Source organism: Pseudomonas sp. Irchel s3b5 (genome assembly GCF_900187435.1).
In the GTDB taxonomy this organism is placed as follows: Bacteria; Pseudomonadota; Gammaproteobacteria; order Pseudomonadales; family Pseudomonadaceae; genus Aquipseudomonas.
Map to the genome: position 1 here is coordinate 78,114 of NZ_FYDY01000012.1, position 23,790 is coordinate 101,903.

Sequence of the window (23,790 nt, forward strand, 5' to 3'; positions counted from 1 at the left end):
TCAATCTGTAGGACTTTTCCCAAATGCATCCGGGTCAATCCGACGCTTGACCTAGTCGCGTCACCAGTGCATCGAGTTCATCACCATCGACCGAGGTCGTCGCCAGCGTCGCTTCGATTTCGATTTCGTCCGTGCCGAAGGCATGCACATCCACATCACTGGCCGGATAGTTGCTGCGCTCCAGTTCGGCCTCGAGCATTGCCAGCACGGCTTTCTGCTGGGGCCGCCGGGCGATGACGTAAATGATGTTGGTGACCTCCGCCGAAATCACATCCAGGGGCTGACGGTTGATGTTGTTGATGGCTTGCATGATGAAGCTCCTTGAAAAAAACACGATCCCCTTGTGGCGAGGGGGCTTGCCCCCGTACGACTGCGCAGCAGTCGCAAAGCCTGCCTACTTGATCTATCTGATCGTTCGCGTCGCTTTGTTTTGGGGCTGCTTCGCAGCCCAACGGGGGCAAGCCCCCTCGCCACAATGCTCGCGGTGTTACTGCCAGCCAAACCGGCGAATGTAGAACCCCTTCACCGCCTGGGTCAGCGCCATGTACGCCAGCAGAATCACCGGCAGAAACACGAAGTACAGCGACGGCAACGCCTGCAATTTGAAGTAATGGGCCAGCGGTCCCATCGGCAGGAAAATCCCCACAGCCATGATCAGTCCGGTCATCACCAGCAACGGCATGGCGGCGCGGCTTTGCAGGAACGGGATTTTCGGCGTGCGGATCATGTGCACGATCAGCGTCTGGGTCAGCAGCCCGACCACGAACCAGCCGGACTGGAACAGGGTCTGGTGATCCGGGGTGTTGGCATCAAACACGTACCACATCAAGGCGAACGTGGTGATGTCGAAGATTGAACTGATCGGCCCGAAAAACAGCATGAAGCGTCCGACGTCCCCCGGCTGCCAGCGCTGTGGTTGCTTGAGCATTTCCTCATCGACGTTATCGAACGGAATGGCGATCTGCGAAATGTCGTAGAGCAGGTTCTGCACCAGCAGGTGCATCGGCAACATCGGCAGGAACGGGATGAACGCACTGGCCACCAGCACCGAGAACACGTTACCGAAGTTCGAACTGGCGGTCATCTTGATGTACTTGAGCATGTTGGCGAAGGTCCGGCGCCCTTCCAGCACGCCCTCCTCCAGCACCATCAGGCTCTTTTCCAGCAGGATGATGTCGGCCGCTTCCTTGGCGATGTCCACGGCGCTGTCCACCGAAATACCGATGTCGGCGGTGCGCAGGGCCGGGGCATCGTTGATGCCGTCACCCATGAAACCGACCACATGGCCGTTGCCCTTGAGCAGGCGGACGATGCGTTCCTTGTGGGACGGCGTCAGTTTGGCGAAGACGTTGGTGGTCTCCACCGCTTGCGCCAACTCGGCATCGCTCATGCGCTCGACGTCGTTGCCCATCAGCAGGCCTTGCTGTTCCAGGCCGACTTCGCGGCAGATCTTCGCCGTCACCAGTTCGTTGTCGCCGGTCAGCACTTTCACCGCCACGCCATGGGCGGCCAGGGCCTTGAGGGCGGGCGCGGTGCTTTCTTTCGGCGGATCGAGAAACGCCACGTATCCAATCAGCGTCAGTGCCTGTTCATCGGCCAGGCTGTAGGTGTCGCGCCCTTCGACCATTGGCCGCGCCGCAACCGCCACCACCCGCAGACCTTCAGCATTGAACGCGGCCGTGACCTGACGGATGCGCGCCAGCAGTTCTTCGGTCAAGGCTTCATCGTCTTCGCCGTGACGCACCCGCGAGCAGACCGCCAGCACCTCTTCCACCGCGCCCTTGCAGATCAGCAGGTGCGGTTGATCACGCTCGGCGACCACCACCGACATGCGCCGGCGGGTGAAATCGAACGGGATTTCGTCGACCTTGCGAAACGCCGTGCCGACTTTCAGTTCACGGTGGATCTCGACGTGTTCGAGCACCGCCACATCCAGCAGGTTTTTCAGCCCAGTCTGGTAGTAGCTGTTGAGGTAAGCCATTTCCAGCACGTCATCGGAGTCGTTACCCCAGACGTCGACGTTGCGCGCCAGGAAGATTTTGTCCTGGGTCAGAGTGCCGGTCTTGTCGGTGCATAGCACATCCATGGCGCCGAAGTTCTGGATGGCGTCGAGGCGCTTGACGATGACTTTTTTGCGCGACAGGAACACCGCACCCTTGGCCAGGGTCGAGGTGACGATCATCGGCAGCATTTCCGGGGTCAGGCCCACGGCGATCGACAGCGCGAACAGCAGCGCTTCGGTCCAGTCGCCCTTGGTGAAACCGTTGATGAACAACACCAGCGGCGCCATCACGAACATGAAGCGGATCAATAGCCAGCTGACTTTGTTGACTCCGGTCTGGAACGACGTCGGCGCCCGGTCGGTGGCGCCGACGCGCTGGGCCAAGGCGCCGAAATAGGTGCTGTTGCCGGTGGTGAGAATCACCGCCATGGCCGTGCCGGAGACCACGTTGGTGCCCATGAACAGGATGTTGTCCAGGTCCAGGGGGTTGAGCGTATCGCGGTCCTGCTGGCGGGGAAATTTTTCCACCGGCATCGATTCGCCGGTCATGGCCGCCTGGCTGACGAACAGGTCCTTGGCGCTGAGCACCCGGCAATCGGCGGGAATCATGTCACCGGCCGACAGCACGATCAGGTCACCCGGCACCAGTTGTCTGATCGGCAGTTCGATACGCTGCGCGCCACGGTCTTCAAGGTCGCGGCGCATCACCGTGGCGGTGTTGCTGACCATCGCCTTTAGGGCATCGGCGGCTTGGTTGGATTTGGTTTCCTGCCAGAAACGCAACAGGGTCGATAGCACCACCATGGAGAAAATCACGACGGCGCCTTTCATGTCTTCGGTCAGCCAGGAGATGACCGCCAGCAATGTGAGCAGCAAGTTGAACGGATTTTTGTAGCAGTGCCACAGGTGCGTCCACCACGGCAGCGGCTGTTCGTGCTCGACTTCGTTGAGGCCGAATTGCTCGCGCAGGGCATCGGCTTCGAATTCGCTCAAGCCGTCGGTGTGACTACCCAGGGTATTGGTGTCGCTGCCGGCAGCGGCCACCAGGGTTTGCGCCAGGGTGGGCGGGACTTCACGGCTGACCGTGGTGTCGGTGAAGGTTTCCAGCAACGCCAGACGGCGGAAGTGCCGGGCGATGTGGCGGTTACGCAGGAAGCCTGCGAAGAGTTCCTTGAGGGTAAGTTTCATGGCTGGTGCCCCTTTGGTCAGCCGGGAAACCGTCGAGCAGGCAGGTCCACGCCGCTGTCGCCGGAACAACCGGCAAAGCAAGGCCTGGCGCGCCGGTCACGAATGACAGGCGTGTCGATAGAGCGGCGGCCACGACAAAAAGTCGAAACCACGCACTGTTCAGCGTCGATGAGAGGGACGTCGGGACATGGCCGGGACTGGCCATGATCGGGATGCCGCTGCTCGCTTGTCGGCGAGACAACGGCACAGGAGACTGCGCGTTATCTTGCCGAGAAAATGCCGGTTACCGAGACCGGCCGACAACTGTCACTCGAACAAGTACCCACTGTGGGTCTCCGTAATGGATGAAAACGCGCGAAGCTTACGCCCCGATGTTTGCAGCGTAAACCCGTTAACAGATCGGGTTGGGGGAATCGCGGGATTCTTCAGGAAGGGTTCAGGATTCGACATTTTTGCCGTTGTTGAGGGCCCTATCGCCGGCAAGCCGGCTCCTACAGGGATATGCATTGCGACGTAAACCTACTGTAGGAGCCGGCTTGCTGGCGATAGGGCCTCGTGGCCGCTACACATTTCAGCTGGCAGTAGCCAACAACAAATCCACCACTGAGCGACTGTGCCCGCGATGCTTGCCGTGCTCATACAACGAACCGGCGATCTCGTCGGCGCGGATCGGCAAGATCGACAACAAGGTGTCGCTCAGCCCGTGACTGGCCTGGCAGAAACCCTGCATGTAGAGCCCGGCCTTGCAGCGCTCGTCCGTGATCAGCTTGTAGTTGCGATCAACCTCGAAATCACCCAGATAGGCTTCCAGCGGCGCCAGCAGTTTGCGGTGCATCTGCCGCTCGTAACCGGTGGCCAACACCACCGCGTCGTAATGACGGACCGAAACTTCACCCGTGGCATTGTTGCGCAACACCAATTCGATACCCCGTTCATTGGCCGTGGCTTTCTCGATCGTGGTCAAGGTGTGGAACGCATGGCGGGCGATGCCCGAGACTTTCTGCCGGTAGAAGATGCCGTAGATGCGCTCGATCAGGTCAATATCCACCACCGAATAGTTGGTGTTGTGGTACTCATTCACCAGCCGCTCGCGTTCACTGTCCGGTTGCTGGAACACCAGGTCGGTGAACTCCGGCGAAAACACTTCGTTGACGAAGGGGCTGTCGTCGGCCGGTTTCAGTGCCGAGCCGCGCAGGATCATGTCCACCTGCACCGACGGGAAGCTGTCGTTCAAATCGATGAAGGCTTCCGCCGCGCTCTGCCCGCCACCGATGATTGCAATGCTCATCGGCCGGTTGTCCACGCACGGTTGCTTGGCCATTTGCGCCAGGTACTGGGAATGATGGAACACCCGGCCGTCATCCTTGAGCCCCTTGAACACCTCGGGAATGCGTGGCGTGCCACCGGCGCTGACCACCACCGAACGGGTGGTGCGCACATGTTGATGACCTAGGGCATCGCGGGAAATCACCCGCAGCGCCTCGACCTGCTGGTTGTGCAGCACCGGCTCGATGGTCAGCACTTCTTCGCCGTAACGGCTTTGCGCGGTGAACTGCCCGGCGACCCAGCGCAGGTAGTCGTTGTACTCCATGCGGCACGGATAGAAGGTGCCCAGGTTGATGAAGTCCACCAGGCGCCCGTGAGCCTTGAGGTAATTGACGAAGGAGTAAGGGCTGGTCGGGTTGCGCAAGGTCACGAGGTCCTTGAGGAAGGAAATCTGCAACTCGCTCTGGGCCACCAACGTGTTGCCGTGCCAGCGGTAATCAGCCTGCTTGTCGAGAAACAGCACATCCAGTTCGCCCTGCCTTGCCCCGCGCTCTTGCAGCGCGATGGCCAGTGCCAGGTTCGAAGGGCCGAAACCGACGCCGATCAGGTCGTGAACGATGGGCGATGCAATTGCCTGTGTCATTTCCAGTGTCCTCTGGATAAACCCCTCAACAATGGGGCATTGAACCTAAGTGACCTGACCGGCCAAGGGCAGCACAACAGGTCGTCTGTTGAGTAGGAACGAGGACACTGAAACAAAATTTAACGTGTTGGTGAATCCGTCAGCTCAATGGCCATCCCACTGTCGCATTCGTGTACGGCAATGCTTCATGGCGTTAACAATGTGCTTTTCGACCAGCGCACGGGAAATGCCAAGCTGTTCGGCAATCTCCGGATGGGACAGGCCTTCGATCTTGCGCAGCAGGAAACTTTCGCGGCACAACCGTGGTAATTCGGCCAAGGCACGCTGGAGCATTTCCAGGCGCTGGCCGTGATCGAGGGCAGTATGCGGTGACGGCGTGAAGTAGCGTTCTTCGGTATCGAGCACGTCCAGCGGCTCGATCTGACGCAAGGCATTGCGCCGATGATCGTCGATGACCAGGTTGAGTGCGGTGCGATACAGGAATGCCCGTGGTTGCTCGATCGGCGCGTCGCTGGTGCGCTCCAGCACCCGCAGATAGGCGTCATGCACCACATCTTCGGCGACCTGGCGGTTGCCGAGCCTGGCGTTCAGGAAACACACCAGCTCCCGATAGTAGTTTTCCAACATGACTCCCGTCCGCACGGGTGCGGTTTCTGTCCTTGAGCCCTTTGCGTGACCGTTAAAATAAACAGTGGCACGGTAGTGGCAATTCGAATCGCGTAATTTATAGTAATTCTCATATAGATTTAAAGTACTGAGTCAAATCGTGCGGTAAATAGTTGTATTCCCTGCTCGCGCCCATAGGGAATTGTGTCGCCGGCTAAATTGGCCGGTGCTTTGATCGTTTACAAGGACAGCTCCCCGTCTCCGCCCGGTCTCCCCGCTGCTGAACGACGGACCTACTTCCCAAGGCCGGAACCCTGCATGAAACGCCCTCGACAGACCCGACGTGCCCTGCTTGCCGCACTTTTTCTGATTCCCGCCATTGCCGTCGCCGCCTGGCAGTTCATTCCGCCGGGCCGAGACCAGTTCGCCACCGTGCAAGTCAGCCGCGCCGACATTGAAAGCAGTGTCACCGCGCTGGGAACTCTGCAACCGCGTCGTTATGTCGATGTCGGCGCCCAGGCGTCCGGGCAGATCCACAAGATCCACGTGGAAGTCGGTGACGTGGTCAAGGAAGGCCAGTTGCTGGTGGAGATCGATCCGTCTACGCAACAGGCCAAACTCGACGCGGGGCGTTTCTCCGTCGAAAACCTCAAGGCACAGTTGCAGGAACAACGGGCACAACACGATCTCGCCCGGCAGAAATTCCAGCGCCAGCAGAACCTCGCCGCTGGCGGCGCCACCCGTGAAGAAGACGTGCAGACCGCCCAGGCCGAACTGCGCGCCACGCAAGCACGGCTCGACATGTTCCAGGCGCAGATCCGCCAGGCCGAAGCCAGCCTGCGCAGCGATCAGGCCGAACTCGGCTACACGCGGATTTACGCACCGATGGCCGGCACCGTGGTGGCGCTGGACGCCCGGGAAGGCCAGACCCTCAACGCCCAGCAACAGACACCGCTGATTCTGCGCATCGCCAAACTGTCGCCGATGACGGTGTGGGCCGAGGTGTCGGAGGCCGACATCGGCCACGTCAAACCCGGCATGCACGCCTGGTTCACCACCCTCAGCGGCGGCACCCGGCGCTGGACCAGCACCGTGAGGCAAATCCTGCCGGTACCGCCCAAGCCGCTGGACCAGACCAGCCAGGGCGGCGGCAGCCCGGTCAGCACCAGCAAAAGCGGGAGCGCCCGTGTGGTGCTTTACACCGTGTTACTGGACGTCGACAACGCCGACAACGCGCTGATGGCGGAAATGACCACCCAGGTGTTTTTTGTCGCTGATCAGGCAAAAAACGTACTCACCGCGCCTGTCGCCGCCCTGCAAACCGGCACCCAGGCCAACCTGCAAACCGCCCAGGTCGTGGCCAAGAACGGCAGCATCGAGCAGCGCGATGTGCGCACCGGCATCAGCGATCGCTTGCGCGTGCAGATCCTCGACGGCTTGCAGGAAGGCGATCACCTGTTGATCGGCCCTGTCGATGGGAGTGGCGGCTGAATGCAGACGCCCCTGATCGACCTTTCGGACATCCGCAAAGTCTACGGTGGCGGCGACGCGCCTGAAGTTCACGTGTTGCGCGGCATCGACCTGTCGATCCATGCCGGTGAATTCGTGGCCATCGTCGGCGCGTCCGGTTCCGGCAAGTCGACGCTGATGAACATCCTCGGCTGCCTCGACCGCCCGACCTCGGGCGAATACCGTTTTGCCGGAGAAAACGTTGCCGCCCTGGACAGCGATGAGCTGGCCTGGCTGCGTCGCGAAGCCTTCGGGTTCGTGTTCCAGGGCTACCACCTGATCCCGTCCGGTTCGGCCCAGGAAAATGTCGAGATGCCGGCGATCTACGCAGGCTTGCCGGCCGCCGAACGCCATGCCCGCGCCGCTGCCCTGCTCGACCGTCTCGGGCTGGCTTCGCGCACCGGCAACCGTCCGCATCAGTTATCCGGCGGGCAACAACAGCGTGTGTCGATTGCCCGTGCGTTGATGAACGGCGGCCACATCATCCTCGCCGACGAACCCACTGGCGCCCTCGACAGTCACAGCGGCGCCGAGGTCATGGCGCTGCTCGATGAACTCGCCAGCCAGGGCCACGTGGTCATCCTGATCACCCACGACCGCGAAGTCGCGGCCCGGGCCAAGCGCATCATCGAAATTCGCGACGGTGAGATCATCAGCGACAGCGCCCGGGACAATCCCGCCGCGCAACACTCGGCCAACCCCGGCGCCCTGCAAGCCGTGGATTTGCGCAAACGCCTGAGCGAAGGTGCCGAAGCCACCGGTGCCTGGAAAGGCGAACTGGTGGATGCGGTGCAAGCGGCGTGGCGGGTGATGTGGATCAACAAGTTCCGCACCGCACTGACGCTGCTCGGCATCATCATCGGCGTGGCCTCGGTGGTGGTGATGCTCGCCGTCGGCGAAGGCAGCAAGCGCCAGGTGATGGCACAGATGGGCGCGTTTGGCTCCAACATCATTTACCTCAGCGGCTCGGCGCCCAATCCGCGCACGCCACCGGGGATCGTCACCCTCGACGACGTCGCGGCCATCGCCAGCCTGCCGCAGGTGATGCGAATCATGCCGGTCAACGGCCAGGAAGCCGGGGTGCGTTTCGGCAACCTCGATCACTTGAGCTACGTCGGCGGCAACGACACCAACTTCCCGGCGATCTTCAACTGGCCTGTGGTGGAAGGCAGCTACTTCACCCATGCCGATGAACAGAACGCCGCCGCCGTCGCAGTGATCGGCCACAAGGTGCGCACCAAGTTGCTCAAGGACGTGGCCAACCCGATTGGCCAATACATCCTGATCGAAAACGTGCCATTCCAGGTGGTCGGCGTGCTCGCGGAAAAAGGCGCCAGCTCCGGCGACTCCGACAGCGACGACCGCATCGCCATCCCCTACTCCGCTGCGAGCGTGCGACTGTTCGGCACGCACAATCCCGAATACATCGCCATCGCCGCCGCCGATGCGCGCAAGGTCAAGGAGGCGGAACAGGCCATCGAACAGCTGATGCTGCGCCTGCACAACGGCAAGAAGGATTTCGAACTGACCAACAATGCGGCAATGATCCAGGCCGAGGCACATACGCAAAACACCCTGTCGCTGATGCTCGGTTCGATTGCCGCGATTTCGTTGCTGGTGGGCGGCATCGGCGTGATGAACATCATGCTTATGACCGTGCGCGAGCGCACCCGCGAGATCGGTATCCGCATGGCCACCGGCGCCCGGCAGCGGGACATCCTGCGCCAGTTCCTCACCGAAGCGGTGATGCTCTCGGTGGTGGGCGGACTCACCGGGATCGCCCTGGCGCTGATCGTCGGCGGCGCGCTGATTCTCAGTGAAGTCGCCGTCGCGTTTTCCTTGATAGCGGTGTTGGGCGCCTTCGGCTGCGCCCTGGTCACCGGTGTTGTCTTCGGCTTCATGCCGGCCCGCAAAGCTGCCCGACTCGACCCGGTCACGGCCCTTACCAGTGAATGATCTTTCCATGAAGCCGCTCTCGATCAAGCCGTCCCTCAGCCTGTTGACCGCGTGCCTGTTGCTCAGCGCCTGTGGCAGCCCAGCCCAACGCCCGGACAGCGGCATCCAGCCGCCCGCCGCCTGGCAATCGCCACACACGGCGGTTGCCGCTTACGACAACCAGCAATGGTGGAACCGCTTCGGCAGCCCGCAACTGGGACGCCTGATCGAACAGGCACGGCTTGGCAGTTACGACCTCGCCGCCGCTATCGCCCGGGTGCGCCAGGCGCGGGCCGACACGGTGATTGCCGGTGGCTCGCAACTGCCCGAGGTCAAGGCGGCGGTGAATGCCAATCGCGAGAAACTGCTGCGCGGCGATGGCTACAGCCAACTCGATGCCGATGACAGCAACAAGGCCGTGGATTACTTCGACGCCAGCCTCACGGCCAGTTATGAAATCGACTTTTGGGGCGGCCAGCGCGCCTCCCGGGACAGTGCGCAATTAGGCCTCAAAGCCAGCGAGTTCGATCAGGCAACGGTCGAATTGACGTTGCTCAGCGGTGTCGCCAACGGCTACGCGCAAGCCCTGTCGCTACAGGAACAAAGCCGCATCGCCGAGCTGAACCTGGCCAACGCCCAAAGCGTGTTGAAGCTGGTGCAGACCCGCTTCGACTCCGGCTCCGCCACAGCGCTGGAACTGGCGCAGCAAAAAAGCCTGGTGGCCGCGCAGCAACGGCAATTGCCGCTGGCGCAGCAACAGGCGCAGGACGCGCGAATCAGCCTCGCCCTGCTCCTTGGGCGCCCGGTTCAGGCGTTGTCATTGGATCAGGAACACTTTGATCAACTGACCTGGCCGGCCATCAATGCGGGCGTGCCCAGCCAGTTGCTCAGCCGTCGTCCCGACATCGCCCGGGCCGAAGCGCAACTGGCTGCCGCACAAGCCGATGTCAGCATCGCCCGCGCCGCGATGCTGCCGACCGTGACCCTGAGCGCCGAAATCGGCTCCGGCTCCGACAGTGCCAGCGACATTCTGCGCAGTCCGTTCTACAACCTGTCTGCCGGATTGCTCGCGCCGATTTTCAACAACGGCCGCCTCGGCGCCCAGCGCGACAAGGCCACGGCCCGGCAGGAGGAACTGCTGGAGATTTACCGTGGCGCGATCATCAACGGCTTCGCCGACGTCGAGAAAGCCCTCAACAGCATTCGCGGGCTCGACGAGCAGCGTCAGTGGCAGAGTGAAGAACTGAGCCAGGCGCAGACAGCGTTCAACATTGCGCAGAGTCGTTATCAGGCCGGCGCCGAGGATTTGCTGATCGTGCTGGAGACGCAACGCACATTGTATGCAGCGCAGGATTTGAATGTGCAACTGCGGCTGTCGCGGATGCAGGCGAGCATTGCGTTGTACAAGGCGTTAGGTGGCGGGTGGCAGACTCTATAGCTTTATTGCCTGACAGGACGCCATCGCGGGCAAGCCCGCTCCTACAAGGTTTTGTGGTTGCCGCCTGGTTCGGGCACGACACAAAACCTGTAGGAGCGGGCTTGCCAGCGATTGAACGATTACGCGGTATCAAACCGGAGTTTGCCTGGCCTTCAGATGGCGCGCATACCACGGCCGCTGTGGGACCTTGCGAAACAGATCCGCCAGTTTCTTTTCATCCTCGCCAAACGTAATCCGCAACGCCAGCTTCATGGTTTCCGGGTCCATTTCCACTGACTTTCCAGCCTGCAATCCCGGCGTGGTGCTACAACCATGAGTGACCGGCCCCAGCCACGGGTCATCGATTTCGACCCAGCGCCCCGGCGCGAACCATTGCACACCGTTGACCTGCAACCGACTGACCTGCCCCGGATGGAAGCGCTCGTGGGCGCGAAACCAGTCTTCCAGGCGATCGTCGATCCAGCCATGAAAGTGCCAGAACACCGGGCTGACATGGGAGGAAAACGGGTCGCCGAGAAAATCGTTTTCCGGCGCAAACCAGCGTGCGGAAAAGTCCGAGGGATCACGGGCGAACGGCACCGGTTGGCCGTTCGAGGGATCGCGCGGCACCGAGGCCCAGCGCATGTGCAGCCAGTCGTGCAGGCCCAGTTCGACCTCTGAACCGAACTGACCCAACGTCAGCGTCGACAGGTAACGCGGGTCGCGGTAGCGCGATTCCCATACCTGGAAGTTGCTGTGATAGGTCTCGCTGGTCTTGATGTCGCTGACCCACTGCGTGTACTCGTCATCGTCTTCGGCCAGCCAGGTCGGTGGCAGCGAGGTGCCGTCGTGGTTGTCGAAGTAGCGAGCGAAACCGAGCCGGTCCCGGGCCAGTTCCGGCTGCGGCAACGGGAAACGCGACCAGGACGGCAAGTCCTGCATCGTGCGCGCCGTGCCGAGCATATGCCGGTGCATGAAGAAAAAATCCACCCCCGAACCATTGCGATCCTTGCGCTCGCCCCGGGCATCGCGCTCCTGGTCCCGAGGGCCGGGCTGCCAGCCGAGGCCGCGCAAGGCGCCGCGCTGGTCTTCAGACAACTTGTGCCACTTGTCCCGGGAGGCATGCCAGAGCTGGTGAAACAGCCGATGCTCCGGGGACACCAGCCAGGCCAGCAAAGTCGGGTTGAGCCCGGTGCGTTCGCGTGCTTCGGGGAACACGCGTTTGACCGCGATGAAGCGATTGTCCTGAGCGGTCAGCATCAGCGGACGATCCAGATTCAGCACGCGGCCACTGAGGGTGCCGCTGCCAGCGTTACCGAAACCGGCCCAGACCTCGTCCAGGGTCATGTTGAACTCGTAGTCGCAGCTGCCGTTGGCATTGACCAGCCGCCAGCTCAACTGCGCCGGATTCGCCCCGGCCAGATCGCCGAGCACGCGGTAACGGGGCTCTTCGCTTGCGCGCAAACGCTCGGCGGTATCAAGGAAACCGCTGACACCGCGCCCCTTGTGACCGATGTCGAGAAACACTTCCAGGCCCTCCAGCGGCAAGCCCTCGATGCCGGCGTCACGCCCTTCGAAACGAATCTGCCAGACACCGCGCAGCGTATCCGCGAGGCGCTGACCGGCGACATCCGCCACCTCGAACGACGCTTCGCCGGGTGTGATCGTCGGGTCCGCTCTGGTCAACTCGCGATGCCCGTAATACACCGCGGGCAGGGCAGCACCGGTCAGCGCCACACCCGCGAGGAACCATCGTCGAGAAATCGTCATTGCCCTACCTGTGTCAGCCATGGAGCAGGCTTTATCCAAGCTAGAACGTTTGTTGCGCCGACAAATTTAACGGCTTCACTGTAGGAGCTGGCTTGCCAGCGAAGAGGCCGGCACAAACACCTAAATTCTCAGCCCGTCCACTCGTTCCCCCCAGATAGCAAAGGCCCCGCGCCTGCACCCTGACGGCGACCCCGACTGAGACGGCAATGACAAAACCACGTTCGAAAAAGGCTCTTTACATCGGCCTGCCGCTGGCCCTGGCGATCAGCGCGGGTGCCGGCTACGCGGCTTGGGATTATTGGTTCAAGGACAATCCCGGCTATCCGGTCAAGGTGATGAAACAGGCCGATGCCTTGCAGGAGCGCATCCTGTCGTTCGACAGCCACATCACCGTGCCGATTGATTTCGGTACCGCCGGCAACGAGGTGGACAAGGACGGCGAAGGCCAGTTCGACCTGGTCAAGACCGGGCGCGGTCGCCTGTCCGGCGCAGCGCTGACGATCTTCGGCTGGCCGGAAATCTGGAACGGCCCCAACGCCCCCCATCGCCCTACTGCCGGTTTCATCGACGAAGCCCGGCACGAGCAAGAGACCCGCTACAAGATCATCAGCACGATGGTCCGCGACTTTCCCAATCAAGTGGCCATCGCCTACACCCCCGACGATTTCCGTCGCCTGCACGGTGAAGGCAAGTTCGCGATTTTCATGAGCATGCTCAACGCCTACCCGCTGGGCAATGACCTCAATGTGCTGGACAAGTGGGCGGCCCGAGGCATGCGCATGTTCGGCTTCAGTTATGTGGGCAACAACGCCTGGGCCGACTCGTCGCGACCGCTGCCATTTTTCAACGATTCACGGGATGCCCTCGGCGGGCTCTCGGACATCGGCAAACAAGCGGTGCAGCGCCTTAACGACCTGGGCGTAATCATCGATGTGTCGCAGATGTCGACCAAGGCCCTGGAGCAAGTCGCGCAACTGAGCCGCACGCCGATGATCGCGTCCCACTCGGCTCCGCGAGCGTTGGTGGACATCCCGCGCAACCTCAGTGACCAGGAAATGCAGCTGATCAAACACAGCGGCGGCGTGGTGCAGATTGTCGGCTTCCCGACCTACATCCGCCCGCTGAGCCAGGCCACCCAAGACAAGCTCAACGCCCTGCGCGCCCGCTTCGACTTGCAACCGTTGCAAGGCCTGGAGATGGCGCTGATGCCCGGCGACCCGGTGATCACCGTCTGGCCGGAACAGCGTTTCGGCGAGTACGCCAGCCAGCTCTATTCGATCCTCGACGAAGAACCCAAGGCCACCCTCAAGGATTACGGCGACGCCATCGATTATGCCGTGAAGAAAATCGGCATCGACCACGTCGGCATCAGCTCTGACTTCAACGACGGAGGCGGCCTCGACGGCTGGAAAGACGTCAGCGAGGCCCGCAACGTGACCGCCGAACTGATCAGCCGCGGCTACGGTGAAGCCGACATCGCCAAGCTCTGGGGCGGCAATTTCCTGCGGGTTTGGGACCAGGTGCAGAAGTCCTCCCGGCCCGTCGTCCAGAACTGATTTTTACTTTTGCCAAAGCGAACCGAATCCATGACCAACCGTCGTTCATTCCTCAAGCAGGCCGGCATCCTGGCCGCCGGTATCCCCTTGGCCTCGGCCGTGAATCTGCCGGCACTGGCCGCCAGCCCCGCGCCGTTGCCCAAGGACAAATGGGACCAGTTGCGCCAGTTGTTCACCCAGGACCCGAACTACCTGCACTTCGCCAATTTCCTGGTGACCTCGCACCCGCGTCCCGTGCGCGAAGCCATCGAAATGCACCGCGCCAACCTCGACCGCAACCCGGGCCTGGCGATGGATTGGCATCGTGGCGAAACCGAGAAGCGCGAGGAAGAAGTGCGCGTCTGGGCCGGTCGCTACTTGAAAGCCAAGCCGTCGCAGATCGCCCTGACCGGCAGCACCACCGAAGGCCTGGCGATGATTTACGCGGGCATCCACGTGCGCTCGGATCAGGAAATTCTCACCAGCGAACACGAGCACTACGCCGCCAACAGCGTCTTCGAATACCGCACCCAGAAGGACGGCACCCAGGTCCGCAAAATCAAACTGTTCGAAGACCCGTCCAAGGTCTCGACCGCCGAAGTGCTGGCGGCGATTGAAAGCAACATTCGCCCCGAGACCCGTGTGCTGGGCATGACCTGGGTGCACTCCGGCAGCGGCGTGAAGCTACCCATCGGCGAGATCGGCAAACTGGTGGAAGAGAAAAACCGCGGCCGCGACGACAAGGACCGCATCCTCTACGTGGTCGATGGCGTGCACGGTTTCGGCGTGGAGAACGTCGATTTCCCGGACATGCATTGCGACTTTTTCATTGCCGGCACCCACAAATGGATGTTCGGCCCACGGGGCACCGGGATCATCTGCGCCCGCTCCGACGAGCTCAAGGACGTCACCCCGACCATCCCGACCTTCTCCGAAGCGACTCAGTTTTCGACGGTGATGACTTATGGCGGTTATCACTCGTTCGAGCACCGCTGGGCGCTGACCGAGGCGTTCAAGCTGCACTTGGAACTGGGCAAGGCCGACGTCGCTGCACGCATCCACGAGATCAACAGCTACCTGAAAAAGCGTCTGCAAGCGCACCCGTCGGTGGAGCTGGTCACGCCGCTGTCGCCTGAGTATTCGGCCGGTTTCACCTTTTTCCGCATCAAGAACCGGGACTGTGAGGAGGTCGCAAACTACCTGATGGACCAGCGCGTAGTGTGCGACGCCGTTGATCGCGATGTCGGGCCGATCATTCGTGTCTCGCCGGGCTTGCTCAACACCGAAGCGCACATCGACCGTCTGATGGAACTGTTGGCCAACCAGATCTGACTGAGCGAAAGCCACTATGAAAAGCACCCTGAAAAAACTCGGCGCGCTGACGCTGTTGGCCGTGCTCGGCAGCGCCTTGCCGGGCCTCGCCCAGGCCCATACCCCGCCACTGGCAGGCAAGGTTTTCAAGGATTGCCGCAATTGCCCGGAAATGGTGGTGCTGCCGGCAGGCACGTTCACCATGGGCACCCCGGAAGGCGAGCTCGGTCGCGAGCCCGACGAAGGTCCGCTGCATGAGGTGACGTTCGACAAACCCTTCGCCATGAGTCGCTACCAGATCACCGCTGGCGAGTGGAGCCAGTACCTCAAGGAAACCGGGACCACCCTGCCCGACGGCGACACCCGCCCCGGTCGCGAGTGCATCAACAGCAAGCCGCGCTACCCCCAGGGCCCGCGCCAGCCAGCGGTGTGCATGAACTTCGCCGAGGTCAGCGCCTATGTCGCGTGGCTGTCGATGAAAACCGGTCAGCACTACCACATCGTCAGCGAGGCCCAGCGTGAATACGCCGCCCGTGCAGGCTCAAGCGGACCGTTCCCCTTCCCGTTCGACCCGGGCACCGAATACAGCATCGCCACCCACGCCAACACCTACGGCCCGGTCGATGGCTACAGCTACAGCTCGCCGGTCGGCAGCTACCCGCCCAATGCGTTCGGCATGTACGACATGCACGGCAACGTCTACGAGTGGATCGCCGACTGCTACCACCCGGACTACGTTGGCGCGCCCACCGACGGCAGCTCCTGGACCGAACCGAACTGCGACACCCTGCGCATTCGCGGCAACGACTGGGGCGAAGCACCCGTGTTTTCCCGCTCGGGTAACCGCAACGACATCGACCCGCAAACCCGTGGCGACTGGATCGGTTTCCGCGTCGTGCGCACGCTCTGATTCCTCCCCAACCCTTATGGGAGCAGACTTGCTCGCGAAGAGGCCGTACATCCGACATCGTTGTTGACTGACAGGCCGCCATCGCTGGCAAGCCAGCTCCTACAGTTTTTGCGTCGAACTCAAAGTTCTCGAACGACACCCAACCTGTAGGAGCAAGCTTGCTCGCGATCAGGCCGGTACATCCGACATCGTTGTTGATTGACAGGCTCGCTCCCACAGGTTTTGCATCGTCCACCGTTTAAATTAAGCCCTCCATCAGACGTTCTACTGGGTATCTGCCTCAACACCCAAGGAACCCTCTGCTCATGACCCAGCCAACGCGTGGTGCAATTCATGAATTGTTCACCCTCCTGAAACCGTTCCGGCTGGTTGTCAGTCTGTCGATCCTTCTGGGTATGGTCGGCGGTCTGTGCGTGACGGTGCTGCTGGCCACGATCAACAACGCGCTGCACTCGGCGGATGGCCTGACCCAAGGCGTGGTCGCCCTGTTCGGTGGTCTGTGCCTGCTGGCGCTCGGCAGCTCGATCTGCTCGGACATCGGCACCAACTACGTCGGCCAGCACATCATCGCCAAGCTGCGCAAAGAGCTCGGGGAGAAGGTGCTTTCAGCGCCCATCGAACAGATCGAGCGCTACCGCAGCCATCGCTTGATCCCGGTGCTGACCCATGACGTCGACACCATCAGCGACTTCGCTTTCGCCTTCGCGCCCCTGGCCATTTCCCTGACCGTGACCCTCGGCTGCATGGGTTACCTGGCCATGTTGTCGTGGCCGATGTTCCTGATGATGGTGGTGGCGATTGCCATCGGCAGCGGTATTCAATTCTACGCACAGGGCAAGGGCATCCAGGGTTTCATGGCCGCCCGCGACGCCGAAGACGACTTGCAGAAGCACTACAACGCCATCGCCGGTGGCGCCAAGGAGCTGCGCATTCACCGTCCGCGTCGCCAGCGCATGTTCGAGTCGGGCATCCTGGGCACGGCCGATTTCATCTGCAACACCCAAGTGCGTTCGATCAACACCTTCGTGATCGCCAAGACCCTGGGCTCGATGTTGTTCTTCGTGGTGATCGGCCTGGCACTGGCCCTGCAATCGTTCTGGCCGAGCGCCGACAAAGCAGTCATGAGCGGCTTCGTGCTGGTGCTGCTGTACATGAAAGGCCCGATTGAACATCTGGTCAGCACCTTGCCGATCGTGAGCCGGGCACGCATTGCGTTCCGTCGCATCGCCGAGCTGTCGAGCCAGTTTTCCTCACCCGAGCCGCACCTGTTGCTCAACGACAAAGGCATCGCGCCGAGCGTGGTCAACCGCCTGCAACTGGACAATGTCAGCTATGCGTTCCCGGCCGCACCGGGCAGCGAAGCGTTTCGCCTGGGGCCGGTGAACCTGACCATCGAACAAGGCGAGATCATATTCATCGTCGGCGAAAACGGTTGTGGCAAGACCACGCTAATCAAACTGCTGCTGGGCCTCTACGCGCCGCAGCAGGGCGCCATCCTGCTCAACGGTCAAGGCATCGACGCGCAGAACCGTGACGATTATCGCCAGTTGTTCACCACAATTTTCGCCGACTACTACCTGTTCGATGACGTGGTGCAAGGCGATCAGCACATTCCGGAAGACGCCAATCAATACCTGCAACGGCTGGAGATTGCGCACAAGGTCAGCGTCAACGACGGTCGTTTCAGCACCACCGACCTGTCCACCGGACAGCGCAAGCGCCTGGCGCTGGTCAATGCCTGGCTCGAAGAACGCCCGGTGCTGGTGTTTGACGAATGGGCCGCCGACCAGGACCCGACCTTCCGCCGGATCTTCTACACCGAGCTGCTCCCGGACCTTAAGCGCCTGGGAAAAACCATCATCGTCATCTCCCACGACGACCGCTATTTCGACATGGCCGATCAACTGGTGCGCATGGCATCGGGGCGGGTCGTGACCGAGCGCACCGCCGCCTGACAGCGGCAGTCGACACGCAGGTCATTGTTTTTTGAAGTTTGTTTTCCGGTTTAGCCGAAGCGGCCCGTCTAATAATAATTATCATTAACAAAAAATCTGCACACCCCCTTCTGGAGCGATTCGAGCAATGCAAAGCCTTACTCTGTCCCGCGCACCGCTGGCACTCGCCATCGAACGGCAAAAGAAATTTCGAACGGTCTTGCCGGGCGCGCTGCTGACCCTGTTGCTGCTGGGCACCTCCCAGGTTGAAGCCGCGCCGGTGAATGTCAACGTGCCGTCTCAGTCGCTGGCCAGTGCATTGCGCCAACTGGGTCAACAGACCAACCTGCAGATTCTCTACAGCCAGGACATGGTCAACGGCCTCAAGTCGACTGCGGTGTCCGGAAACCTGGAGCCGGAGCAGGCACTGAAAACCTTGCTGCTGGGGAGCGGCATCGGTTTTCAACTGAATGGCAACACGGTTTCACTGGTACCGACGGCGGACAACTCCAGCACGCTGCAACTGGGTGCCACTTCGATCACGGGCCTGGCGCTTGGGCCGACCACCGAAGGCACGCACTCCTACACCAGCGATGAAGTCAGCATCGGCAAGGGCAATATCAAGGTCAAAGACATCCCGCAGTCCGTGTCCGTCGTTACGCGCCAGCGCATGGACGACCAGAACCTGAACAGCCTGCAAGACGCCATGCGCCAGGTCACCGGCGTGACGATCAAGACCTACAACGCCGGTTCCAGCCTCAACGACGTCTACATGCGTGGCTTCCTCGTCGACCAGGTGCAGGTCGACGGCGTGTCGCAACCGACCGGTCAGGGCGACCTGTCCACCAGCTTCGACCTGGCGATGTACGACCGCGTCGAAGTGCTGCGCGGTCCGTCGGGCCTGTATCAGGGCGCTGGCGAACCTGGCGGTACGATCAACGTGGTGCGCAAGCGCGCCCTGGACAAATTTGCCCTGAGTGGCGAAGTGGCGGGCGGTTCTTATGACCACTACCGGTCCTCGGTGGACGTCACCGGCCCGTTGAACGACCAGGGCACCTTTCGCGGGCGTTTCGTAACCGCCTACGAGAACAACAAATCCTACGTCGACTACGCCAAGAACGAACGCCCGATGGTTTACGGTCGTCTGGAGTTCGACCTCGACCCGGCCACCACCCTGTCGGTCGGCGGCGCCTTCCAGAAGAACAATTCCACCCCGGCATTCGGCCTCCCGGCTTACTCCGACGGCAGCATGCTGGACGTCCCCCGCTCGACCTTCGTCGATGCCAAGTGGAACACCCTCAACGAAAAAGTCTGGGAAACCTTTGCTGAAGTGGACCACGCGCTGGACAACGGCGGTCAGTTCAAGACCACCGTGACCTACCGCGATGCCGAAACCCCGGAGCGTAACTTCACCTGGGCCGACGGTCCGGTCGATCCCGAGACCGGCGACAGCTGGGCGGTGGCGTACGACTACTACACCCACATCAAGACCATCGGCGTCGACAGCTTCGTCACCACACCATTCGAATTTGCCGATCGCCAGCACGAGTTCACCCTGGGCGGCGAGTACCAGCATCTGGACAAGGACTTCACCTACGGCGGTGGCGAGTACTTTCCGATCAACGTGTACGATCCGGGCAGCATCGACATTCCACGCAACGACTACGAGCACGTCAACGGCAACTGGTCCAAGTCCGACCAGTACGGCCTCTACACTCGCGCCAAATTCAACGTCACCGATTGGCTCGATGTCATCGGCGGCAGCCGCGTAACCTGGTACGAAAGCGACGCGAAAAACGAGAACGCCTTCTTCAACAACTACGGCGAAGCGCACACCAGCATCACCCACAAAGTCGTGCCGTACGGCGCTATCATCGGCAAGATCACCCCGGAGCTGTCGACCTACTTCAGCTACACCGGCGTATTCAAGCCACAAAGCGAAATCGGCAGTGATGGCGAGCCGGTTGGCCCCCGCGAAGGCGAACAGTATGAGATCGGCCTCAAGCGCGAGTTCTTCGACGGTCGCCTGAACGCCAGCATCGCTGCATTCCGCATCTACGATGAAAACCGGGCCGAGTACGACGACTCCACCGGTGCCTACATGACCGAGGGCAAGGCACGCAGCCAGGGTTGGGAAACCGAGTTGAGCGGTAACCTGACCGACAACTGGAGCATCGTCACGGGTTACGCCTATACCAGCACCAAGTACCTGGAAGCCGCAGACGCCAACAAAGGCAAGACCTTCAGCACCATCACGCCCAAGCACAACTACAACCTGTGGACCAAGTACGACTTCACCGACGGACCGCTCAAGGACTTCAACATCGGCGGTGGCGTGCGTGCCGTCAGCGAAACGTACTACCAGCGTGACGTGAAATTCAAACAAGCTGGCTATGCCGTCACCACGGCCCAGATCGGCTACAAGTTCAACGATCATCTGTCGACGACACTGACTGCCAACAACCTGTTCGACCGCAAGTACTACGACCGCGTCGATGCGGCCTGGGGCACCAACTTCTACGGTGACCCGCGCACCTTTACCCTGAGCGTACGCGCCCAGTACTGATTGACGAAGGCTTCATCGCTGCACACCACCGGGCCCCTTGCGGTCCGGTTTTGTTTTTTGGACACCCCAAAAAACAGCTGACCAGACAGAAAACGAACCTTCTGGACAGATCGCGCAGGCATTTTCTGCCACCGAGAGTTTGTAACATTAAGCGTCATTTCGAATCAGATAGTAGCCAGCCCACCGCTTGATCAATGAGGCTGCATCGTGTTTCAACGTCTTGTGTGTTCGCTGTCCGTTCTGAGCCTGTCCATCGCCGCCGCCCAGGCTGCCGAGACCGCCCCGCTCAACACCCCGCGCCTGAAGGGCATGGACAATTTCCGGGATGTCGCCGGCACCACCACCGCCTATTCCACAGCCAACGACGGCACGATGCGCGCCGGGGTGTTCTATCGCTCCAATGCACTGACCCCGTCTGCGGCAGACCTGACCACCCTGAACAGCCTGGGCATCAAGTCGATCTACGACCTGCGCACGCCGAGCGAAATCGCCGCCACGCCCGACACCCTGATCAGCGGGGCGACCTACAGCAACATCGACATCATCGGCGCCACCGCATCGGGCTCGAACATCACCAACATCTCGTTCCACAGCGCCGCCGAAGCCCTCGCCATGATGCAAGACACCAACCGCGCCTTCGTCAGGGACGCCGGGATGCGCGGCCAGTTCACCCGGCTGTTCAATGAACTCGCCGCGGTTGACGGCGCCGCACTGTTCCATTGCACCGCTGGCAAGGACCGCACCGGCTGGACCGCCGCCGTGCTGCAAAGCATCGCCGGGGTCGACAGCGCAACCATCATGAGCGACTACCTGGCGACCAACGACTACACCGCTGCTCGCATGGCCGCGACCCTCAAAGCGTTGCCGCCGAGCATGGCGGCGATTTATGCGCCGTTGCTCGGCGTAGAGGCCAGCTACCTGCAAGCCGGCCTGGACGAAGTCACCGCGCAGTACGGCACGATGGACAACTACCTCAAGCAAGGCCTGGGTCTGTCGCAAGAGACGATCTACGTGCTGCGCGGCAAGATGGTCGAGTACAACAGCCTGCCGGGCCAGGCAGGTTTTGTCGGCAATGCCGCGGCCGGTGCGCAGCTGCTGCAACAATTGCAGAACACCCGCCTGTCCGGCACTTACAGCGACTACAACTACTACCTGCAATCGGCCATCGACGCCGGTGACCTTGGCGGTGTGCAGTCCACCGTCGGCGGCCAGGTGCATGCCGATGCCGCCAGCTATTTGCTGCGTCAAAACACGATGATCGATCAGGCCGCGGCGCCGTTCACCAGCGGCATTGACCTCAAGGCCGGGCAATACCGGTTGTGGAGCACCGCGCTGGCGGGCTATCTGGGCACTGACGGCTCGGCCCACGCCGAGAGCAGCAACGAGCACAGCCAGGGCCTGATGATCGGCCTGACACAGCGTTTCTCCGAGCAGTTCAGCGCCTACGGTGGCTTTGGCTACAGCAAGGGCAGCGTCGGCGGCGCAGGGGGCGAAGCGGACACCGACCTGACTTTCCTCAGCGCTGGTGCGCGGTTTGCACCGAACGGTCTGGAGCGCGGTCTGTTTATCGACGCCGACGCCAGCGCCGGCTACATCGACTACGACAGCAGCCGCGACCTCGGCGGCGGTCTGGGCACGGCCAAAGGCGACAGCCACGGCAACCTCACCGGTGCCACGTTGGCGTTGGGTTACCGCGTACCGGTCAGCGGCGTGACCCTGGAACCGAGCCTCGGCGTGCGCATCAGTCACCTGAACCTGGCGGGTTTCCAGGAAAAAGGCAGCGAGCTGGCCCTCGACGTCGACGACATCAACCAGACCCGCAAAAGCGCGGTGGCCAACCTCAACGCCTCGTTCAACGCCGTCAGCGTTGGCGCCTGGCAACTGGTGCCGGGTGTACAGGTCGGTTACGAACACGTATTGGGCGACAACGAAATCGACAGCGAAGGCCATCTGCTGGGTCTTGACGTCGAACAGCGCGCCGCTTTCGACAACCGCGACCAGTTCCTGGGTGGGGTGAATGTGATGGCAAATCTGGGCGCATTGAGCGTGGGTGCCGAGCTCGGTGCCATGGGCGGCGGTGACAGCCACGGCAGTTTTGGCAGCCTCAAGGCCAGTTATCTGTTCTAACGGAACTCCACCGGTTCAAACCGCCATCGCGGCGGTTTGAACCACGAACGATCAGGCCGGTTGCCGTACCCGCACCCCCTTCCTCACCTCTACCGGACTGACACCGTAGGCACTCTGAAAATACTGACTGAACCTGCCGACATTGCTGAAACCGAATTGCAACGCCACCTCCGTCACCGAAGGCGCGACGCCTTGCGTGAGCACGCCATAGGCACGTTCCAGACGCACTTGCCGCTGGTAAGCCACGATCGACATCCCGACGAAACGCTGAAAACCGTCCTGCAACGCACGCAGGCTGACGTTCGTCAGGCTCGCCAGTTCCGTACCGCTGACCAGGTTATCGGGATGCGCCTGAATGAATTCGAGCGCCAGCTTCACATGCCGCGGCGCGATGATCGGCGCCGGGCGACGCAGGGCTTCAGTGAAGTTGTGCGGCCAGGTCTCCAGCACGGCATCGACCAGCATTTCGCGCAGGCGCGACGGCATCAGCGAACCGGTATTCATCAGCAGATCAAACTCGGCGCCTGTGGCCAGGTCCACCAGCGCACGGATCCCCTGAAAGGCCGACACCTTCAGATCCACCACCGGCTCGAACACGACTTTTTCCAGGATCGGCTTGCCCAGCAAGGTCGACAGTCGCTCAGTGATCAGTGCGCGCCGTATCGAAATGCCATGCTGCGCGTGATTCTCAATAAAGCGCACCGAACGCACATCGGCCTTGTCGATGGCCAAGCCGATCTGACCAAAGCCGACCGACTCGGTGGCGTGATTGAAGATGATCTTGCCGGCCGTGGGAATGACGAAAGTGATCTCGTCCAGAGGCTCGGGAAAGTCGACCGAGAAATCCCCCCGGTAGTGCATGCGTCTGAAACTCACGCCTTCGTGCCGGCCGTATACCCCACCGATGATGATGTTACGCGGCGGCGGTGGAGAGTCGGCATACAGGTTGCCGAACATCCTTGAAAACACTGCACCAAAGTCGTCGCAGCGCATGTCGTCGGAGCGCAGGATAATTGGCTGGCGGGTTGTGCTTGAGTACACCTGAGAGTCGCCTTGAGTGGGCCGAAGCGG

The 23,790-nt window shown here is 61.6% G+C and carries 14 protein-coding genes and 1 pseudogene; 9 read left to right on the forward strand and 6 right to left on the reverse strand.

Features of this window, described 5'->3' with window-relative positions; genetic code table 11:
* Positions 1 to 34 precede the first annotated feature (34 nt).
* From CKW15_RS15110 to CKW15_RS15125, 4 genes and pseudogenes are all read right to left on the reverse strand, one after another.
* Positions 35 to 301: pseudogene (locus tag CKW15_RS15110) on the reverse strand (MgtC/SapB family protein); the annotation flags it as partial.
* A gap of 186 nt (positions 302 to 487) precedes the next feature.
* A complete protein-coding gene (gene mgtA / locus CKW15_RS15115) occupies positions 488 to 3,190 on the reverse strand; it encodes a magnesium-translocating P-type ATPase (RefSeq protein ID WP_095059086.1) in 2,703 nt (900 codons plus the stop codon).
* A 571-nt stretch (positions 3,191 to 3,761) separates the two neighbouring features.
* Complete coding sequence (locus CKW15_RS15120) at positions 3,762 to 5,099, reverse strand: lysine N(6)-hydroxylase/L-ornithine N(5)-oxygenase family protein (protein ID WP_095059085.1); 1,338 nt, start codon at positions 5,097 to 5,099, stop codon at positions 3,762 to 3,764.
* A gap of 144 nt (positions 5,100 to 5,243) precedes the next feature.
* The gene (locus CKW15_RS15125) at positions 5,244 to 5,726 is read right to left on the reverse strand and encodes a sigma-70 family RNA polymerase sigma factor (RefSeq protein WP_095059084.1); all 483 of its coding nucleotides are present in this window, start codon (positions 5,724 to 5,726) and stop codon (positions 5,244 to 5,246) included.
* A 297-nt stretch (positions 5,727 to 6,023) separates the two neighbouring features.
* Here CKW15_RS15125 and CKW15_RS15130 point away from each other — a divergent pair, with 297 nt between their 5' ends.
* From CKW15_RS15130 to CKW15_RS15140, 3 genes are read left to right on the forward strand one after another with little or no spacing between them, the layout of a single operon-like run.
* On the forward strand, positions 6,024 to 7,196 hold the full coding sequence (locus tag CKW15_RS15130) for an efflux RND transporter periplasmic adaptor subunit (protein WP_095152354.1): 1,173 nt from the start codon (positions 6,024 to 6,026) through the stop codon (positions 7,194 to 7,196).
* Complete coding sequence (locus tag CKW15_RS15135) at positions 7,197 to 9,170, forward strand: MacB family efflux pump subunit (RefSeq protein WP_095059082.1); 1,974 nt, start codon at positions 7,197 to 7,199, stop codon at positions 9,168 to 9,170.
* 22 nt (positions 9,171 to 9,192) lie between these two features.
* Positions 9,193 to 10,587 (forward strand): efflux transporter outer membrane subunit, encoded by a 1,395-nt coding sequence (locus tag CKW15_RS15140; protein ID WP_095059136.1) that lies wholly within the window; start codon positions 9,193 to 9,195, stop codon positions 10,585 to 10,587.
* 129 nt (positions 10,588 to 10,716) lie between these two features.
* On the opposite strand, the gene CKW15_RS15145 is transcribed toward CKW15_RS15140, so the two are convergent.
* On the reverse strand, positions 10,717 to 12,336 hold the full coding sequence (locus CKW15_RS15145; protein WP_095059081.1) for a PvdJ/PvdD/PvdP-like protein: 1,620 nt from the start codon (positions 12,334 to 12,336) through the stop codon (positions 10,717 to 10,719).
* 206 nt (positions 12,337 to 12,542) lie between these two features.
* Here CKW15_RS15145 and pvdM point away from each other — a divergent pair, with 206 nt between their 5' ends.
* The 6 genes from pvdM (at position 12,543) to CKW15_RS15175 (ending at position 22,719) form a co-directional block, all read left to right on the forward strand.
* A complete protein-coding gene (gene pvdM, locus CKW15_RS15150; protein WP_095059080.1) occupies positions 12,543 to 13,892 on the forward strand; it encodes a pyoverdine-tailoring dipeptidase-like protein PvdM in 1,350 nt (449 codons plus the stop codon).
* 30 nt (positions 13,893 to 13,922) lie between these two features.
* Positions 13,923 to 15,203, forward strand: coding sequence for an aminotransferase class V-fold PLP-dependent enzyme (locus tag CKW15_RS15155; protein WP_095059079.1), 1,281 nt, complete (start codon positions 13,923 to 13,925; stop codon positions 15,201 to 15,203).
* Between the two features lie 16 nt (positions 15,204 to 15,219).
* A complete protein-coding gene (locus CKW15_RS15160) occupies positions 15,220 to 16,092 on the forward strand; it encodes a formylglycine-generating enzyme family protein (protein ID WP_095059078.1) in 873 nt (290 codons plus the stop codon).
* Positions 16,093 to 16,397: 305 nt separating this feature from the next.
* The gene (locus CKW15_RS15165; RefSeq protein ID WP_095059077.1) at positions 16,398 to 18,047 is read left to right on the forward strand and encodes a cyclic peptide export ABC transporter; all 1,650 of its coding nucleotides are present in this window, start codon (positions 16,398 to 16,400) and stop codon (positions 18,045 to 18,047) included.
* Between the two features lie 127 nt (positions 18,048 to 18,174).
* Positions 18,175 to 20,592, forward strand: coding sequence for a TonB-dependent siderophore receptor (locus tag CKW15_RS15170; protein ID WP_095059076.1), 2,418 nt, complete (start codon positions 18,175 to 18,177; stop codon positions 20,590 to 20,592).
* A 207-nt stretch (positions 20,593 to 20,799) separates the two neighbouring features.
* Complete coding sequence (locus CKW15_RS15175) at positions 20,800 to 22,719, forward strand: tyrosine-protein phosphatase (RefSeq protein WP_095059075.1); 1,920 nt, start codon at positions 20,800 to 20,802, stop codon at positions 22,717 to 22,719.
* 51 nt (positions 22,720 to 22,770) lie between these two features.
* Here the strand turns inward: CKW15_RS15175 and CKW15_RS15180 are convergent, their stop codons facing one another.
* Positions 22,771 to 23,712, reverse strand: a complete 942-nt coding sequence (locus tag CKW15_RS15180) for a helix-turn-helix domain-containing protein (RefSeq protein WP_371856298.1) — start codon at positions 23,710 to 23,712, stop codon at positions 22,771 to 22,773.
* Positions 23,713 to 23,790 lie beyond the last annotated feature (78 nt).

What these genes read in the sequence shown, in the direction of transcription:
- CKW15_RS15130 (WP_095152354.1), top strand. Translation starts at nt 6,024, where the DNA reads ATGAAACGCCCTCGACAGACCCGACGTGCCCTGCTTGCCGCACTTTTT.
- CKW15_RS15125 (WP_095059084.1), bottom strand. Translation starts at nt 5,726, where the DNA reads ATGTTGGAAAACTACTATCGGGAGCTGGTGTGTTTCCTGAACGCCAGG.
- CKW15_RS15180 (WP_371856298.1), bottom strand. Translation starts at nt 23,712, where the DNA reads ATGCGCTGCGACGACTTTGGTGCAGTGTTTTCAAGGATGTTCGGCAAC.
- CKW15_RS15135 (WP_095059082.1), top strand. Translation starts at nt 7,197, where the DNA reads ATGCAGACGCCCCTGATCGACCTTTCGGACATCCGCAAAGTCTACGGT.
- CKW15_RS15170 (WP_095059076.1), top strand. Translation starts at nt 18,175, where the DNA reads ATGCAAAGCCTTACTCTGTCCCGCGCACCGCTGGCACTCGCCATCGAA.
- pvdM (WP_095059080.1), top strand. Translation starts at nt 12,543, where the DNA reads ATGACAAAACCACGTTCGAAAAAGGCTCTTTACATCGGCCTGCCGCTG.
- CKW15_RS15160 (WP_095059078.1), top strand. Translation starts at nt 15,220, where the DNA reads ATGAAAAGCACCCTGAAAAAACTCGGCGCGCTGACGCTGTTGGCCGTG.
- mgtA (WP_095059086.1), bottom strand. Translation starts at nt 3,190, where the DNA reads ATGAAACTTACCCTCAAGGAACTCTTCGCAGGCTTCCTGCGTAACCGC.
- CKW15_RS15145 (WP_095059081.1), bottom strand. Translation starts at nt 12,336, where the DNA reads ATGACGATTTCTCGACGATGGTTCCTCGCGGGTGTGGCGCTGACCGGT.
- CKW15_RS15120 (WP_095059085.1), bottom strand. Translation starts at nt 5,099, where the DNA reads ATGACACAGGCAATTGCATCGCCCATCGTTCACGACCTGATCGGCGTC.
- CKW15_RS15165 (WP_095059077.1), top strand. Translation starts at nt 16,398, where the DNA reads ATGACCCAGCCAACGCGTGGTGCAATTCATGAATTGTTCACCCTCCTG.
- CKW15_RS15155 (WP_095059079.1), top strand. Translation starts at nt 13,923, where the DNA reads ATGACCAACCGTCGTTCATTCCTCAAGCAGGCCGGCATCCTGGCCGCC.